The organism is Neomegalonema perideroedes DSM 15528 (genome assembly GCF_000374145.1).
Lineage (GTDB): Bacteria > Pseudomonadota > Alphaproteobacteria > Rhodobacterales > Rhodobacteraceae > Neomegalonema > Neomegalonema perideroedes.
Map to the genome: position 1 here is coordinate 511,884 of NZ_KB893654.1, position 16,107 is coordinate 527,990.

The 16,107-nt window shown below is 67.8% G+C and carries 17 protein-coding genes and 1 pseudogene; 9 read left to right on the top strand and 9 right to left on the bottom strand.

Features of this window, described 5'->3' with window-relative positions:
- Positions 1–20: 20 nt before the first annotated feature.
- From B161_RS0109540 to B161_RS0109560, 4 genes are all read right to left on the bottom strand, one after another.
- Positions 21–539: a hypothetical protein gene (locus tag B161_RS0109540; RefSeq protein WP_018633167.1), complete on the bottom strand. Its 519-nt coding sequence runs from the start codon at positions 537–539 to the stop codon at positions 21–23.
- A 592-nt stretch (positions 540–1,131) separates the two neighbouring features.
- Positions 1,132–1,365: a hypothetical protein gene (locus B161_RS0109550; RefSeq protein WP_018633169.1), complete on the bottom strand. Its 234-nt coding sequence runs from the start codon at positions 1,363–1,365 to the stop codon at positions 1,132–1,134.
- A gap of 54 nt (positions 1,366–1,419) precedes the next feature.
- Positions 1,420–1,866: a hypothetical protein gene (locus tag B161_RS0109555; protein ID WP_018633170.1), complete on the bottom strand. Its 447-nt coding sequence runs from the start codon at positions 1,864–1,866 to the stop codon at positions 1,420–1,422.
- 8 nt (positions 1,867–1,874) lie between these two features.
- Positions 1,875–2,798: a hypothetical protein gene (locus B161_RS0109560; protein WP_018633171.1), complete on the bottom strand. Its 924-nt coding sequence runs from the start codon at positions 2,796–2,798 to the stop codon at positions 1,875–1,877.
- 266 nt (positions 2,799–3,064) lie between these two features.
- Here B161_RS0109560 and B161_RS18880 point away from each other — a divergent pair, with 266 nt between their 5' ends.
- Positions 3,065–3,805, top strand: coding sequence for a hypothetical protein (locus B161_RS18880; protein WP_157755597.1), 741 nt, complete (start codon positions 3,065–3,067; stop codon positions 3,803–3,805).
- 242 nt (positions 3,806–4,047) lie between these two features.
- Here B161_RS18880 and ccrA read toward each other — a convergent pair whose 3' ends face one another.
- Positions 4,048–5,349, bottom strand: a complete 1,302-nt coding sequence (ccrA, locus tag B161_RS0109570) for a crotonyl-CoA carboxylase/reductase (RefSeq protein ID WP_018633173.1) — start codon at positions 5,347–5,349, stop codon at positions 4,048–4,050.
- 393 nt (positions 5,350–5,742) lie between these two features.
- On the opposite strand from ccrA, the gene B161_RS18885 reads away from it, so the two are divergent.
- The 3 genes and pseudogenes from B161_RS18885 to B161_RS20285 all read left to right on the top strand — a co-directional run bounded on the left by B161_RS18885 (position 5,743) and on the right by B161_RS20285 (position 8,892).
- Positions 5,743–6,321, top strand: coding sequence for a molybdopterin-dependent oxidoreductase (locus B161_RS18885; protein ID WP_083922948.1), 579 nt, complete (start codon positions 5,743–5,745; stop codon positions 6,319–6,321).
- Positions 6,322–6,815: 494 nt separating this feature from the next.
- A pseudogene (locus B161_RS20280) lies at positions 6,816–8,519 on the top strand (ATP-binding protein); the annotation flags it as partial.
- Between the two features lie 121 nt (positions 8,520–8,640).
- A complete protein-coding gene (locus tag B161_RS20285; protein ID WP_407635461.1) occupies positions 8,641–8,892 on the top strand; it encodes an Hpt domain-containing protein in 252 nt (83 codons plus the stop codon).
- A 30-nt stretch (positions 8,893–8,922) separates the two neighbouring features.
- Here the strand turns inward: B161_RS20285 and B161_RS0109585 are convergent, their stop codons facing one another.
- The 3 genes from B161_RS0109585 to B161_RS17690 all read right to left on the bottom strand — a co-directional run bounded on the left by B161_RS0109585 (position 8,923) and on the right by B161_RS17690 (position 10,286).
- Entirely contained in the window at positions 8,923–9,351 is a 429-nt protein-coding gene (locus B161_RS0109585; RefSeq protein WP_018633175.1) for a DUF6748 domain-containing protein, read from the bottom strand.
- Positions 9,352–9,380: 29 nt separating this feature from the next.
- Positions 9,381–9,812: a hypothetical protein gene (locus tag B161_RS18890; protein WP_018633176.1), complete on the bottom strand. Its 432-nt coding sequence runs from the start codon at positions 9,810–9,812 to the stop codon at positions 9,381–9,383.
- Between the two features lie 84 nt (positions 9,813–9,896).
- A complete protein-coding gene (locus tag B161_RS17690; RefSeq protein WP_018633177.1) occupies positions 9,897–10,286 on the bottom strand; it encodes a hypothetical protein in 390 nt (129 codons plus the stop codon).
- Between the two features lie 158 nt (positions 10,287–10,444).
- Here B161_RS17690 and B161_RS0109600 point away from each other — a divergent pair, with 158 nt between their 5' ends.
- Positions 10,445–11,140 carry a glutathione S-transferase family protein gene (locus B161_RS0109600; RefSeq protein WP_018633178.1) on the top strand — a complete coding sequence of 232 codons (696 nt, stop codon included), beginning with the start codon at positions 10,445–10,447 and terminating at the stop codon, positions 11,138–11,140.
- A 31-nt stretch (positions 11,141–11,171) separates the two neighbouring features.
- Entirely contained in the window at positions 11,172–11,462 is a 291-nt protein-coding gene (locus tag B161_RS0109605; protein WP_018633179.1) for a hypothetical protein, read from the top strand.
- Positions 11,463–11,518: 56 nt separating this feature from the next.
- On the opposite strand, the gene B161_RS0109610 is transcribed toward B161_RS0109605, so the two are convergent.
- Positions 11,519–13,108, bottom strand: coding sequence for a lysine--tRNA ligase (locus B161_RS0109610; protein ID WP_018633180.1), 1,590 nt, complete (start codon positions 13,106–13,108; stop codon positions 11,519–11,521).
- 112 nt (positions 13,109–13,220) lie between these two features.
- On the opposite strand from B161_RS0109610, the gene B161_RS0109615 reads away from it, so the two are divergent.
- The 3 genes from B161_RS0109615 (at position 13,221) to B161_RS0109625 (ending at position 16,090) form a co-directional block, all read left to right on the top strand.
- Positions 13,221–13,790, top strand: coding sequence for a GNAT family N-acetyltransferase (locus tag B161_RS0109615; protein ID WP_018633181.1), 570 nt, complete (start codon positions 13,221–13,223; stop codon positions 13,788–13,790).
- 83 nt (positions 13,791–13,873) lie between these two features.
- Complete coding sequence (locus tag B161_RS0109620) at positions 13,874–15,526, top strand: helicase HerA-like domain-containing protein (RefSeq protein WP_018633182.1); 1,653 nt, start codon at positions 13,874–13,876, stop codon at positions 15,524–15,526.
- A 60-nt stretch (positions 15,527–15,586) separates the two neighbouring features.
- Complete coding sequence (locus B161_RS0109625) at positions 15,587–16,090, top strand: hypothetical protein (RefSeq protein ID WP_018633183.1); 504 nt, start codon at positions 15,587–15,589, stop codon at positions 16,088–16,090.
- Positions 16,091–16,107: the final 17 nt, after the last annotated feature.

The following is a 16,107-nucleotide window of genomic DNA, read 5'->3' on the forward strand; positions in this document are numbered from 1 at the left end:
TCGGCCTCCTGAACGGGGCCTTACTGGCCGCGCATGAGCTGATTGAGCGACGAAGCGAATTGCGAGCCGGTCTTGACGACCATCTGCGTTTCGATCGCGTAGTCGAAGGACTGGCGCATCGCGTCGAAAGCGCGGTCGTAGAGCCCGGAATTCGCCGCCGCCGCGCCCGGCGAGGTCGTCTGAGCCGCGCCCGCGCGCAGCGAGGCCGGTCCGGCGGCCAATTCGGCCCGCGCCTTGGCGTAGGCGGCCTCTCCGGAGGTTCCGGCGGAGGCGGGGCCTTGCGCCAGATCCTTCGCGGCGGCCTCGGAGGCCTTGCGCGAATCGAGGCGGGTCTTGTCGAACGCTTCAAGGCGCTGAGCAAGATCCGAGCCAAGCGAAGAGAGCGGAGCCGCGGAGCTCTGCGCGCCCGAGGCGCTCTGAGGTCCGGCGCCCTGCTGCGGCTGGAAGGCCACGGAAAGGCCCTGAGCGCTCGTCAGGCTCGCGGCGGGCGAGGCCGCCGCCTGAGGATTGAAGGAGACGGGAGCGATGGTCATGGCCATAGGAAAAGCCTCCTGAGGACGAGCGTTGAAGTCCGAAGATGTCGGGGCGGTTTCAGCGCCGCCCGGCGCGGCTCCCGGCCTGCGGAAATCCTTGGAAGGAACGTCGCGGCGGCCGAAGCCCTAGAAAGAGGTTGGCCGACCGCAGGGGAGCCGGTCGGCCATACGCACGGATTGCGAACCTCCCGCACCCTGAAGCCGCATTGCGCAAACTCCGGAGAAACGGACGCGCTGGGCGCGCGCAGCCATGATCTCGTGAGGCGGGCCGCCTCCTCCCGCTCCGCCGGCCCGGTGGCCTGAGAGCCGCAAAGGCGCCTTCAGGATGAAGGACGCTTCGTCATGGGAGAATGGCGCCCGCCTGTCGTTAGGGGCGGCGCCGCGCGCCTTGGGGCGAGTGATCGAGTCGAGGACGACGCGCAGCGCGCCGGTGACCGCGAAGCTCCGCGCCAGACGCGCGACGAGGCGAAGAGCGCCGGCCGCGCGGGCCGCCTCCTCTTCCTCGGGCGTCAGGGCTTGGGCTTGGGTCATCTGAATTCGTCCTCGACTCTATGGCTGGAGGCCTGAAGGCCTCATCTCGATGAAGAACCGAAGGGCCTCAGACGGCCGACGGATCGTTGGGATCTTTCATGAGCTGCTCAAGGATGTCGTTCATGATGTAGCTCATCACGAAGGTGCCCATCTTGAGGCCCTGGCTCTGGAGAGCCTGCTGAAACTTCGCGCCTTCGGCCGCGGCGGCCTCCTGACCCTGAGAATCCACAGGGGCGACCGCCCCGGCTCCTCCGATCTGCGCGCTCGGGGCGAATCCGCCCAGCCCATTGATTCCGTTCATCCCCTTGGTCCTTCCATCGTCGTTTTCCGGGCCGCGCCTCTGGCGCGGCCGGAGTCATTTCCTGCGTCGCGCCACAGGCGCCGCAGCCAGTCGCCGAGCCCCGCCGTCGGGGCCCCGCAAAAGTTCGCGCCGCCATTGCAGCGCCTCGGATTCGCGCCCGAAGGCCGAAGCCAGAGCGCAAAAGGCCGCCTTCGCCTCCCGCACCGAGCGCTTGCGCGTCAGAATCGCGCGGCGCAGCAGAGCGAGGGCCTCGCGTTCGCGCCCGGCCGCCGCTTCGATCATCGCCAAACCAATGGCGCCTGCGGCGTTGTCGGGCTGGAGCGCGTCCAGCATCTCGAAGACCGGGCGCAGAGCCGCGCCCTTCTCCTCTCTGATCGCCAGAAAGCCGACTTCGGCCATCAGGCGCAGATCCTCCGGCGGGGGCGCCTCGGGGCGCTCCGCCTTCGCCTGCGGCGATCCCCAGGCGGGCTGAAAGGCCCATGCGGCTGGAGCGTTCGCCATGGCGTTCCTCAATTCCAAGCCCCGCCGCGCACCACGCGCGGGGGTTGAGCGGCGCGCCAGGCCCTTTCGCGGGCCTCGGCGTCGAGGCGGGCCTGCCGCGCTTCGGCTTCGGCTTTGGCCTTGGCCTGCTGCGCTTCGTATTCGGCCTTCAGCCGAACCTGTTCGGCCTCGCGGGCGGCCTCGGCTTTGGCGGCCTCGGCTTCGGCCTGAGCCTGAGCGGCTTCGGCTTCCGCCTGAGCCTGCGCGCGGGCGGCGACCATCTCCTCCAGCACGACCTCCAGAGAGGCGACGTAGCGGGGCGGGGCGTTGATATGGGCCAGAGCCCCGTCCACGACCTTCGGGCGGAATTTATCCTCCCAAATCCCGAGCCGACGCATGGTCCGCTCCAGATCCACCACCGAGACCCCTTTCAGCGCCGCCAGCCGCGTCACGCGCTCGCCGACTCCGCTGACTTCGATCACGCCGCCGTCCTGACGCCAGTCGAGACCATTGTCCCGCGCGAGGCGGTCGAGGAATTCGGCGCCGCTCACGTCTTCGAAGCGGCCGCTGACCAAAGCGTCTTTCGGCGCCCCCTCGCTGAGGCGCAAAGGCGCTCCGGCGGCGGCGGCGAACTCCGAAAGCACCTCGCCCAGCGGATGCTCCTGAATGGAGAGGCTGAAGCGCTCCTCCATCCAGGCCGGGCGCAGGCCCGCCTGCACCGCGCGCGGCGCCCAAGCCTCCGCCGAGGAGGCCGGAGCCCCCGTCTGAGTCTCGGCCTGCGGCTGCGCCGCCGGGGCCGGAGCCTCTTGCGCCGCCATGGCGCGGGCGAGCCAAGCCGAACCCTGATCCGCGTCGGCGCGGGCCTGAGCCGCCGAAACCGACGCCGCAAGAAGAGCGGCGGCCGACAGGGCCGTCAGGCGAAGCGCGCTTTTGCTGAGGAATCGGGCGGGCATGGGGTCATCCTTTCGAACTTGTCCCCGATTATGGCGTTTCTCTCTGAGGATTTCAAGGTAATTGTTCCATACAAAGACTGATTGTGTTCCGAGGCTCCTTTAATAATCCTGATATTGTAAATTAACGACAAAAATAGGATGCCTCTGGTTATATTTCTCTTGAAATAGGACAATTTCGTAGCATAATGGCACAAGCTTGCTCGGAAAGTCTTTCTGTGATGATTTTTCGATGCGGCCGGAAAACAGCATCTTCAGGGGTAATGATCATGACCTTAGGTCTTTTGGGCGCGCTCTTCGGCGGCGGACGGTCGACTCAAGTCCACCAGCAGCCTCCCGTTCAGCAGCAGCCGAGCGTCCATCCTCAGCAGTTTGAGGAAGCGGTCAACGCGCTCGTCCAGCAGAATCAGCAGCTTGGCGCGCAGGTTCAGCAGCTCTCCCAGCTCACGCAGGGCGCCGCCCAGGGCGTGCAGCAGCTCGGCGAGGGCATGAACGGCGTCAATCAGGGCATCCAGGGCCTGAACCAGGGCATCAGCACCATCGCCCAGGGCCAGCAGCGCGGCCTGCGCAACGACACCATCCTCGCGCGCCGCCTCGCCGGCCTTGAGCAGAACCTCGGCGGCGCTCTGAACCAGATCGGTTCTCAGGCCGAAGCCAACGGCAGCGCGATCAACAGCCTCGCCAGCTCGCTGAACAGCATCGGCAACAACTGGGGCGGATACCCCAGCGGCGGCTTCTACCCGGCGGGCGGGTTCTACCCGGTCGGCGGCTTCCCGGGCGGCGGCTGGGGCGGGTTCCCCGGCGGCGGCTGGGGCGGCGGCGCGCCGAGCTTCGGCGGCGGCGGCTGGGGCGGGTTCCCGAGCTTCGGCGGCGGCTGGGGCGACGATTTCGGCAGTGATTTCGGCGGCGGCTGGGGCGGCGGCTTCGGCAACGGCTGGGGCGGCAACTTCGGCGGCGGCTTCGGCAACAGCTCGATGCTGAACTTCGGCGATTGGTCCTTCAACTTCTGATCTTGCTCAGCTCAGCGCTTCGCTTTCCCTCGCAACGCGGCGAAGCTTGAGCCGACTGCGCGCCCCTTGAAAAAGGGGCGCGTTTTTTCTTGCCGGACCGGCGCTTTCCGAAACCGGGAGAGGGAGCGGCGGGGCGCGCCGCCTTCCTCCCGCCGCCCTCCTTCTGAAACGCGAAGGGCGCGGAGCCGAAGCCCCGCGCCCGTTCTTCATCTGAATTCCGGTTCTGAATTCGCTCCGCGCCCTCAGCGGGCGGCGGAGGCCTCCAGAACGTCTTCATAGGTCCGCAGGCCCGTGACCGGGGCCGAGACCAGCACGGCCATGTTGCCGGGCTTATGCTGGTTGCGGAGCATCTTGGTGTGGGCCTGAGGAATCTCGTCCCAGGGGAAGACCTCGGACATGCAGGGGTCGATTCGCCGCTCGATCATGAGCTGGTTCGCCTGAGAGGCCTGGAGCAGGTTCGCGAAATGCGAGCCCTGGACGCGCTTCTGATGCATCCAGAGATAACGCGCGTCGAGCGTGAGGTTATAGCCGGAGGTTCCGGCGCAGATCACCACCATGCCGCCGCGCTTCACCACCAGCAGCGAGACCGGGAAGGTCGCCTCGCCGGGATGCTCGAAGACGAAATCGACGTTGTTGCCCTTGCCGGTGATGTCCCAGATGGCCTTGCCGAAGCGGCGGGCCTCTTTGAGCCATTCGTTATATTCGGGGGTGTTCACCGTGGGCATCTGGCCCCAGCAGCTGAAGTCCTTGCGGTTGATCACGCCGCGGCAGCCGAGGCTCATGGCGAATTCGCGCTTGGATTCCTCGGAGATCATGCCGATGGCGTTGGCGCCCGCGGTGTTGATCAGCTGGATCGCCATGGAGCCGAGGCCGCCCGTCGCGCCCCAGACCAGCACGTTCTGGCCCGGCCGCAGGATATGCGGGCGATGGCCGAAGAGCATGCGGTAGGCCGTGGCGAGGGTCAGGGTGTAGCAGGCCGATTCCTCCCAAGTCAGATGCTTGGGGCGCGGCATGAGCTGCTGGCTCTGGACGCGGGCGAATTGGGCGAAGCTGCCGTCCGGCGTCTCATAGCCCCAGATGCGCTGGCTGGAGGAGAACATCGGATCTCCGCCGTTGCACTCCTCGTCGTCACCGTCGGTCTGATTGCAATGGACGACGACCTCGTCGCCGACCTTCCAGCGCGTCACCTTGTCGCCCACCGCCCAGACGATCCCCGAGGCGTCGGAGCCGGCGATGTGATAGGGAGCCTTATGCACGTCGAAGGGCGAGATGGGCACGCCCAAACCCGCCCAGACGCCGTTGAAGTTCACGCCGGCGGCCATGACGAGGATCAGCACCTCGTTGCTGTCGATCTTCGGAGTCTCGACGACCTCGAGGGCGAAGGATTTCTCCGGCTCGCCATGGCGCTCGCGGCGAATCGCCCAAGCGTACATTTTGGACGGCGTATGGCCGAGGGGCGGAATCTCTCCGACCTCGTAGAGGTCTTTCGTGGCGAGGCTCTTCGTGGCGCTGGGGGCCTGGTTCTGGGCGGCCGTCTGCGTCATCGTCTGCTCCTGAAATTCGCGGCGTTTGTCTTGCGGGCGGAAGCTCCGCTCTCGCGTCAGATGCTCGCGAAAGCATGAAAGATACAATTCGGACTTAAGTATTGTTCAGATATTGCGCAAGGGCAAGGCGTTTTTTGCGATGCGGCATAGAATCCTCCTCCGTTCTCCTCGCGCTCCGACGGGGGCGCGGGCCGCGCCCCCTGAGGGAGAAACGCGCGCCGCGCGCAACTCCGCGCATGCAACCCAAGGCGCCCGAAACCTCCGCTGAGTCGCGGCCAAGCCTCGCGAAAATCTGCGAAAGCCGCCGCGACCAACCTTTCGCGCCCATTGCCATCCCGAAGAGTTTTCGGCATTCCTCGGTTTCGTGAAACGGAAAATTTACGAGACGCCCGAATGAGAAGCTGGCTGATGGGAGCCTTAGGGGCGCTCCTGATAGGGGGAGCCGTCTATGCGGCGATGCGCCCCGACGCGCGCCCCACCTCGATTCCCGCAGCCGAACTGCTTGCGCTGCCTTTGCCCGCCGACGATCGCTTCGATCCGCTGCTTCTGATCTGGGGCGGCGCGCCGGCGCGCCGCAATTGGGTCGACCCCTTCACCAGCGAGCGCGTGAGCGCCTTCGACCTCGCCACTCTGGAGAAGCTGCCGCAGCGGGAGTTCGCCACCACCACCGACTGGACCGACGGAGAGCGTCGCTTCCGGGGCGTGCTTCTGCGCGATCTTCTGGCGGCGGTGGGCGCTCAGGGCGCTTTGACGCGGGCCGGCAGCCGCACGGATTACGTCGTGGACATCCCCATGTCGGACGTTCTGCGCTACGACATGCTGATCGCCACCCATATGGACGGCGAGGCGCTTCAGCCCAGCAACAAAGGTCCGCTTTGGCTGATCTACCCGCGCGACGAGCATCGCGAATTGCGCGATCCGTTGTATAATTCGCGATGGGTCAGCAATCTCACCGAATTGAAGGTCGAATGACCGGGCGGCCGCTCTCTTCGCTCTGGCGGGACGCGGCTTCGGCCCGCATCCTCGGCGTGCTGGCGTTGTTGGCGGGCCTCGCCCTGACGGCGGTGGTGGCGCTTTACCTCGTCCGCAGCGAACGCGCCTTGCAGAACACGGGGCGCGAGCGCGCCACCGTGGAGGCGCTCACCACAGACGCCAACCTCAGCCAATTGGTGGCCTCTCTGGCCAACGCCCAAAGCGCGGTGAGCGGCGACGAGGCCGAAGAAGCTTATCCGCCGGTCTGGCGCCAGGTGGCCGCCTCTCAGCTGCGGCGGGCCTATGAGACCCTCGCCTCGCAGCTGACCATTTATGAAGAGGGCTACGTCGCCGCCCGCGTGCGCGAATTGCCTCAGGCCCGCGAGGTGCTGGAGCGCATCCGCGTCACGCTGGACGCCAACGCCTGGATGGGCACGGGCGCGAGCGTCGAGATCGAGCGGCCGCGTCTGGAATATGAAAACCTGCTCTATGAGATGACCGAGGTCCGCGCGGCCTTCCGCGGAGTCTCGCAGCAGCTCAGCCAGCGCGACATCGCCATCGCCGCCGAGGTGCGCTTCTCGCTGCGCGACGGCGCGCGTCTGGTGCTGGTGCTGGGCTTGGGCACGGCGGCGGCGGTGTTGGCTCTGCTGGCGGGGCTGAAGGCCGAGAACCGCCGCGCCCTCGAATTGGCCGAGCATAACCTGACCCTCGCCCATCAGGCCGAGGCGGGCCTGCGGGCCAAAGCCGATTTCGTCGCCACCATGAGCCATGAGATCCGCACGCCGCTGAACGGAGTTCTGGGCATGCTGGCCGCTCTGGAGGAGACGGGGCTCCGCGAGGATCAGAAGACCCACGCCCGCATCGCGCGCTCTTCGGCCACGGCGCTGGTGGCGCTGCTCTCCGAGGTGCTGGACGACGCGCGCATGGAGGAGGGCAAGCTCACCCTCTCGCCGGAGCCCACTTCGCCGCTGCGGCTTCTGGCCGACGTCTTCGCCATCGTGGCGCCTCAGGCTTGGCAGAAGGGGCTTGAACTCTCCTATGCGGTGGATCCTCAGACGCCTTCGGCGATCTTGGCCGATCCGGCGCGTCTGCGTCAGATTCTGCTGAACCTCGTGGCCAATGCGGTGAAGTTCACCCAGAAGGGCGGCGTGGCCGCCCGCGCCTTCGCGGTGGTCGACGCCCGGGGCGAGGCGCGTCTGCGCGTCGAGGTCGAGGACAGCGGCCCCGGCGTCGACGCGGTCGATCAGGAGCGGATCTTCCAGAAGTTCAGCCAGGCCTCGACGCCCGCCGGGCCGCGCTCGGACGGCGTGGGCCTGGGGCTGGCGATTTCGGCGCGTCTGGCGAGCGCCTTCGGCGGCGCCATGGGGCATAAGCCGCGCATGGGCGGCGGCAGCGTCTTCTGGCTGGAGATCCCGCTGGTCGAGGCCGTCGAGGAGGCTCCCGGACAGGAGGAGGCCCGGCCCGGCCTTTTGTCGGGCGTGCGGCTGCTGCTGCTGCGCGTGGATCCGAGCCCGCCGAGCTCCCTCGCCGAGCATTTGATCCATCTGGGCGCCCATGTGCGGGCGGCGCGGGCGCTGGAGGGCGCGCAGGTGCTGCTCGCGGCGCAGAATTTCGACGCCGTGCTGGTGGTGGGGCCGGGCCGCGCGGCGGCCGAGGCCCTCGCGCGGCTGACGCCTGCGGCGCGGGGCGCGCGCATGGCGGCTCTGCGGCTCGACGCGCCGACGCCCGGCGTGGATCCGCGCGCCGAGGGCTTCGAGAACGGCCGCGCCGGGGTCACGCCCGTCGATATGGAGACTCTGCGCAAATTGGCGGGCCTCGAAGCGGTCGAGGGCGAGCCGGGCGGCGCCGAGCCGCCGCGTCTGCCGGGGCTGAGGGTGCTGCTCTCCGAGGATCAGCCGATCAATCAGATGATCGTGGCCATGCAGCTCAAGCGCGAGGGCGCCACCATCGAGCTGGCCCGCGACGGCGCCGAGGCTTTCGCTCTGGCTCAGGCGGCGGGCTTCGATCTGATTCTGCTGGATCTGCACACGCCGCGCATGACCGGCGCCGAGGCCGCCCGCGCCATCCGCGACGGCGGCGGCCCCAACGCCGCGGCGCCCATCGTGGCGCTCACCGCCGACGCCACCGAGCGCGCCCGCAATTCTCTGCGGGAGGCGGGGGTGGACGAGGTGGCGCTCAAGCCCACCTCGCGCGACGGGCTGGTCGCCAGCCTGCTGCGGGCGATGGAGGCGCGGGGCGTCAAGCCGCCGCCGGTCCAGAGGGGGGGGCGGCGCCGAGGCGGCGCCGCGTCTCCTGCGCGACGAGGCCGAGGCCAGCGACGTGGCGCAGCTTCGGGCGCGGGCGCTGGTCGAGTTCCGCCGCCTCGCCGACGAGCTGGAGGCGGCCTGCGCCGCCGGAGACGCTTTGCGCGGGCGGGATCTGGCGCATCAGACCGTCGGCGCGGCGGGCTTCCTCGGCATGGACGAACTCGCCGACACGGCCCGCGTCATCGAGGACGCCGCCAGCGACGCCGATCCCGATTGGGCCGAGGCCGCCACCGACCTCGTGGAGGCGCTGCGCGCCGCCGCCTGAGCGCGAATCGCGCGACCGAACGAAATCCGATCAGGAGGGCGGCGAGAAGCGCGAGCCCGCCGCCCGGCAGGCCGCTTGTTCGGCCGGGGTCGAGGCGCGCCCCAAAGCTGCGGCGACGAGGCTGATCTCCGGCTCCTCGCGCCCGCCGAAGGAAACCGGGCGCGTCCGGATTTCGCCCTCCAGGACCCGCGTTCCGCTCCGGAGGGCGTTCTCCTCCATGGCGGCGGCCTGCTCGGCGGGGGAGAGCTGGGAGATCTCCGTTCTGTGGATGCTCCGGATCTCGCCCGTCCCGAGGTTCAGGGCGTTGATCGAGGGGCAGGGCGCCCGCACGCACAGCAAGCCGTTCTGGCAGGCGATCCACGCGCTTTGGCGCGGAAAGGCCGAGCGCGCGGCGGCGGGCGAAGCGAGGGCGAGGCCCAGCAAGCCGAAGGCCGCAAGGCGCGGAAGGGGGAAGGGCATGGGCGTTCTCCTGAATATGGAGCGGCGGGCTAGCGGCCTCGACAAAGCGCCGCCGCTTCCTCCGGCGCGGGGCCGATCACCGAAGAGATCACCAGAACCGGGCGGCTGCGGGGCTCTCCGCCTTCGGGGAGCGTGAAGGGCCGCTCCTCGATATGGCCGATCACCGCGAGCGTGCCGTAATAGAGCCCGCGCTCTTCGTTCAGCCGCGTCCGCTCCTCCGGAGTCAGGGGCGAGGCGTCGAAATCCACGCCATGGACGCGCGCCTGCGCGTCAAGGTCATAGGCGTCGCGCGCGGGGCAGGGCGCCCGGACGCAGCGCAGGCCGTTGTCGCAGGCCACGAAGCGCGCGCCGGGCGGCTCGATGGGCGCGGGAGGCTCCAGAGCGGCGGCGGGGGCCGCGCAGATCAGGGCGAAGGCGAGGGCCGGGAGAGGAGAAAAGCGGGGAGTCGGAAAGCGGGACATGAGGCCGAAGCTCCTGAAAAAGGCGCGGCTGCGTCGATGGGAGGCGGGCGCGCGGCGCTCCGTCTCCCTTGCGTCCTTGAGGGCTCAGCGCCAGAGCGGCGGCGGCGCCGGACGATCCCAGGCGCCGGGCCAGCCTCCGCCCCAATGCGGAGGGCCGCCCCATCCGCCGCCTCCCCATCCCCCGCCCCCCCATCCCCCGCCCCAAGAGGGCGGAGGCGGCCAGCCCCGGCCGGGCAGAGGCCGCGGAACTTCGCTCCATCCTCCGCCCCATTCTCCGGGCGCGTCGCAGAAGCAGGGGGCCTTGACGCAATAACAGGGCGGGCGCGGCGCGGGCGCGACGATGGCCGGATAGCCGGGGGAATAGCCGGGAGGAACGAGGATGGTCGGCGCCGGATAGGCGTAGCTTTGCGCCGCGGCCGGTCCGGCCAGAGCGAGCGCCAATCCGAAAGCGCCGAGGGAGAGGAGGCGGGACATCGCGATCTCCTGAAAGGCGAGGCTTCAATCTGATTTCAACCCTGCGCCGGGTGTAAGGCGCGATTGCGGCGCGAGCGCGGCGAAAGCGTGAAGAGCGGATGATTGACAAGCCCTCGCCGAAGGCGTCGATAGGCGGGGCCTCGTCAAAGGAGAAGCTGATGTCCGCTCCCATCGAACTGCATACCTGGGTCACCCCGAACGGCTATAAGGTCTCCATCGCCCTTGAGGAGATGGGCCTGCCCTATGAAATCCGCTGGGTGAACATCGGCAAAAACGAGCAATTCGCGCCGGAGTTCCTCGCCTTGTCGCCGAACAACCGCATTCCGGCGATCCTCGATCCCGAAGGCCCCGACGGCGCCCCGATCGCGCTCTTCGAATCGGGGGCGATCCTGCAATATCTCGGACGCAAGACCGGGAAATTTTATCCCGAGGATCCGCGCGCCCGCGCTGAGGTCGAGCAATGGCTCTTCTGGCAGATGGGCGGCGTGGGGCCGATGGCCGGTCAGGCGCATCATTTTTTGCGCTTCGCGCCCGAGGACGTGCCTTATGGCAAAAAGCGCTACTCCAGCGAGGTGGCGCGGCTTTACGGCGTCCTCGACAAGCGCCTCGCAGGCCGCGACTTCGTGGCGGGCGAATATTCCATCGCGGATATGGCGCTTTGGCCTTGGGTGCGGCTCTGGGAGATGCAGGCTCAGGATATTTCGGAGCTGAAGAATCTCTCCGCATGGCTGGAGCGCGTGGGCGGGCGTCCGGCGGTTCAGAAGGGCCTGATCGGGCAGGATGAGGCCAAGCGGGTCAATCCTGCGGCGCCGAGCCTCGCCAAACAGCTTTTCGAGGCCGGAAAGATCGGATGATCCGCGCGGATCCCGGTCTGGGGTGGTCGTCATGCTCCGCATCGTGACCTTGCCGCGGATCGGCCTGCTGCTGTTGGGGATTCTGGTCGGGATGACCTTCGGGCCTCGGCTGCGCGATTGGGTCGATCCGAGGCCGCCTGATCTGAACCACGCCGCAGGAGGCGAAGAGTGCATCGGGCGGGCCTTGCGCGGCGAGCCGGGGGAATGCGTCAAGACGGAGCTTTCGCCCGGCTGCCTCCGCATCGACCGGCCTTCGGACGGCGCGGCGGCCATGCTCTGCCGGATGGGCGACGGCTGGGTGGGAAGCGCCGCGCCCAGATGAAAAAAGGCGGCCCCGATCTTCGGAGCCGCCGCGTTCTTCAAGCTCAGGGCTGAAGCTCAGGCTTGGGCCGCGCCCTTGGCCAGAGCCTCGTCGATGAGGGTCGCCGTGGCCTCGACGCCGTAAAGCGCCGCGAAGCCGCCGAAGCGCGGGCCTTCCTCTTGGCCCAAAAGCACCTCGTAGAGCGCCTTGAACCAATCGCGCAGATTCTCGAAGCCATGGGCCTTGCCGACCTCATAGGCGATGTCCTGCAAGGCTTTGGCGTCGGCCTCCACAGGGGCGTTGCGCAATTGCAGCGCCAGATCCGCGAAGGCCGCGCGCTCGCGCTCGGTGGGCAGGCGGTAATTGCGCTTCACCTGATCCGTGGCGAAGCGCGCCGCTTGAGCCGCCGCCGCGTCGAGGCCGGGATGGGTCTCGGGCGAGGCGCCGGGGACGTAGCGGCGGATGAAGCCCCACATCTTCGAGGCGTCTTCGGCGCCCGAGGCGATGGCCAGATTCTGGAGCATGGCGAAGGTGATCGGCAGATCGCTTTGCGGCGGATTCCCCTGATGCACATGCCAGACCGGGTTTTCGAGCCGCGCGGCCTCGTCCTGCCGCTCGAAAGCGCCGAGCTGCTGATGATATTCGTCCACGGCCTTCGGAATCACCGAGAAATAGAGCCGCTTGGCGGTGCGGGGCTTCTGGAACATGTAATAGCCGAGGCTCTCCGGCGAGGCGTAGGTGAGCCATTGCTCCATGGTCAGGCCGTTGCCCTTGGATTTGGAGATCTTCTTGCCTTCCTCATCGAGGAAATGCTCATAGATATAGGTTTCGGGCGGGGTCTCGCCGAGGGCCTGACAAATCTCGGTCGCCAGCTCCACCGAGGCGATGAGATCCTTGCCGGACATCTCGTAATCCACGCCGAGGGCCGCCCAGCGCATGCCGAAATCGGGCTTCCATTGCAGCTTGCAATTCCCGTCCAACACCGAGATTTCGACCTTCTCGCCGTCCGGCTCGGCGTAGACGATGGTGCCCTTGGAGAGATTGCGCTCAAGGGTCTTGGTCTGGAGCACCTTGCCGGTCTTGGGCGAGATCGGCATGAAGGGCGAATAAGTGTCGAGGCGCTCCTCGTTCACGCCGCCGAGGCTCGGAATCATGATCGCCATGATGGCGTCGAAGCGCTCCAGCACCCGCAGCAGCATGGGGTTGAAGACGCCCGACTTATAACGCTCGGTCGCCGACTGGAATTCATATTCGAAGCCGAAGCGGTCGAGGAAGTCGCGGAGCATGGCGTTGTTATGCTCGCCGAAGCTCGGGAATTTCTCGAAGGGATCCGGCACTTGGGTCAGGGGCTTGTCGAGATTGGCCTTGAGCAGCTCCTGATTGGGCACGTTGCCCGGCACCTTGCGCAACCCGTCGAGATCGTCGGAGAAGCAGAAGAGCCGCGTCGGGATCCCCGGCGCCATCAGCTCGAAGGCGCGGCGGACCATGGTCGCGCGCATGACTTCGCCGAAGGTGCCCAGATGCGGCAGGCCCGAAGGCCCATAGCCCGTCTCAAACAGCACATAGCCTTTTTCCGGAGTCTTCCCGCCGATGCGTTTGACGATTCTGCGCGCCTCTTCGAACGGCCAGACGCGGGCGTTCAGGGCGAGTTCTTGCAAATTCGTCATCTTCGAGTCTCCATAGCGCCCGCTTCCGCGCGGCGCGCTCAGGCTTGACGCCGCCGATGCGGCGCGTCTTGTGGCTGTAAAGCGCGGCGCGGGGGGGGTCAAGAAGGGGAATATGGAGGCGAGCATGGGCGGCGTGGTTCTGGAGACGGATCGTTTGATTCTGCGTCCGCCGGAGAAGGGCGATCTCGGCTTCTGGGCCGAGAAGATGGCCGATCCTGAGGCCATGCTGCATTTCGGCGGGCCTCAGCCGCTGCAAGGCGCATGGCGGGCCATGGCGATGATCTCCGGCGCTTGGAGCCTCGACGGGGCTTCGCTGTTTTCGGTGATTGAAAAAGACTCCGGGCGCTGGCTCGGGCGGGTGGGGCCTTGGTTCCCGCCCGGCTGGCCCGCGCCGGAGATCGGATGGGCTCTGGACCCACGCTTCTGGGGGCGCGGCTACGCCACCGAGGCCGCCGCCCGCGCCATGGATTGGGCCTTTGAGGATCTCGGCTGGACGGAGGCGGTCCATGTCATCGCTCCGGCGAATCTCGCTTCGGCGGCGGTGGCGCAAAGGCTCGGCTCGCGGCTGCGGGGGATGATCGACTCGCCCGGCCTGCCGACGCCCGGCGCGCCGCCCAAGCCGCAGGTTCAGCTCTGGGGCCAGAGCCGCGAGGAATGGCGGACGCGTCGCCGGGGCGGTTGACCCCCGCGCTTCTGGATTTTCCCGCGCGGCTTCGTTACATCCGGGAGGCGGGTTTTGAGGCTGGTTTCTCTGGGAGACGCGGCATGAGCGGTTTCGAGATTTTTCTGGGCGGCGGCGGCGAAGCCTATGACCAGCCGCAGAATCTCTTGCTGAAATACGGGAACCGCCATGGCCTGATCGCCGGAGCCACCGGAACCGGCAAGACCGTGACGCTCCAGATCATGGCCGAATCCTTTTCGCGGGCGGGCGTGCCGGTCTTTCTGGCGGATGTGAAGGGCGATCTGGCGGGATTGTCTCAGGCTGCGGATCCGGCCTCGCCCAAGTGGAGGGGCTTCGCCGAGCGCGCCGCCTCCATCGGCGAGACGGATTATGCGCCCGAGTCCTTCCCTGTGGTCTTTTGGGATCTCTTCGGCGCGCAGGGGCACCCGATCCGCGCGACGGTCTCCGAGATGGGGCCCTTGCTGCTCTCGCGGCTGATGGATCTCAACGAGGTTCAGGAGGGCGTGCTCAACATCGCCTTCCGCGTCGCCGACGACGGCGGGCTTTTGCTGCTCGATATGAAGGATCTGCGGGCGATCCTCCAGCATGTCGCGGAGAACGCGGCGGAGATCTCCGCGAATTACGGGCAGGTCGCGGCGGCCAGCGTGGGCGCGATTCAGCGGCGGCTTCTCGTGCTGGAGAACGAAGGCGCCGAAAGCTTCTTCGGCGAGCCCGCCCTTGATCTGCGCCATATGATGATGCGCGCGCCGGATGGGCGCGGACAGGTCAACATCCTCGCCGCCGATAAGCTCATGCAGTCGCCGCGGCTCTATGCGATCTTCCTGCTCTGGCTGCTTTCGGAGCTCTTCGAGGTTTTGCCCGAGGTGGGCGATCCTGAAAAACCGAAATTCGTCTTCTTCTTCGACGAGGCGCATCTGCTCTTCAACGAAGCGCCGAAGGCTCTGCTCGCGAAGATCGAGATGGTGGCCCGTCTGATCCGCTCGAAGGGGGTGGGGGTCTATTTCATCTCGCAAAACCCCATCGACATCCCGGACGCTGTGCTCGGGCAGCTCGGCAACCGGGCGCAACATGCGCTCCGGGCCTTCACCCCGCGCGACGCCCGCGCCGTCAAAGCCGCCGCCGACACCTTCCGTCCCAATCCGCGTTTCGACGTGGCGCAGGCCATCGGAGAGCTCGCGGTGGGCGAGGCCCTCGTCTCGACGCTTCAGCAGGGCGGAATCCCGAGCATGGTCGAGCGCACGAAGATCCGTCCGCCGCGCTCGCGCATGGGGCCGATCTCGCCGCAGGAGCGCGCCGCCGTGGTCGCCGCCTCGCCGCTGCACGGCTTTTACGAGGAGGCCGTGGACCGCGAATCCGCCTTCGAGATCTTGCGCGGCCGCGCCGAGGAGCCCGCTTCCGTCGCCGATGATTCGGCGGCGCGCGGCGCCGGAGATTCCGGCTATAGCTGGGAGGACTTCAAACGCGACCGCCAAAGCGGCCAAGCCTATGAGGGCCAGCCTTACGGCGGCCGAACCTCAGGCGGCCAGCCTTACGGCGGTTCTGGCGGGGGGGGAGGCGGTCGGCCCTATGGCCGGAGCGCTCCGGCTCCTGCGCCTCAGCCGAAAACCCGCGCGCCCGCCCAGCGCCGCACCGACAGCGTGGCCGAGACCATCGCCAAATCCGTGGCCCGCACCGCGACCAACCAGCTCACGCGGCAATTGGTGCGGGGCGTGCTGGGCGGCCTCTTCCGGCGCTGAGTCCTGAAGCGAGGGCGGCCTTCCGCTCTCTTGGACGCTTTTTAAACCCACGGAGCCCTGATGACCTCCTCGCCCAGCCTTCCGCGCTTTCTGCTCGCTTTGATTCTGGCGCCGACGCTGATCGGCGGCTTCGGCGCGGCGATGATGGCCTCGCGCGTCCCCGGGCTCGACGGGCTGGGCGCGATCATCGCGGTCTCGATGATCGTGGGAGCGCCGACCTATTTCCTCTCCGGGGGGCCTTTGGCCTGGCGGGCGGTGAATTTGGGCGATCCGAGCCGGCGCGACGCGGTGATCTGGGGCCTTCTGGCGAATTTCGCCTCGCTGATCCTCGCGCCTTTGCTGCTCTGGATTTATCTGACGATCTACGGTCCGATGCAGATCGATCCCGAACTCGCCCGCCGCTGGACCGAAACCGCGCCGCAGATGATGGAAAGCCGCTGGCAGCCGCTGATCTACGGGCTTTTCGTCTTTCTGCTGGGGATCGTCTTCGCGCCGCTTTACGCTTTGGCGGCTCATGGGATGGGGCGGCTTCTGCGGGTGCGTCCGCGCCTTTCCGCCGCATGATCCGTCCTTCCTCGCGT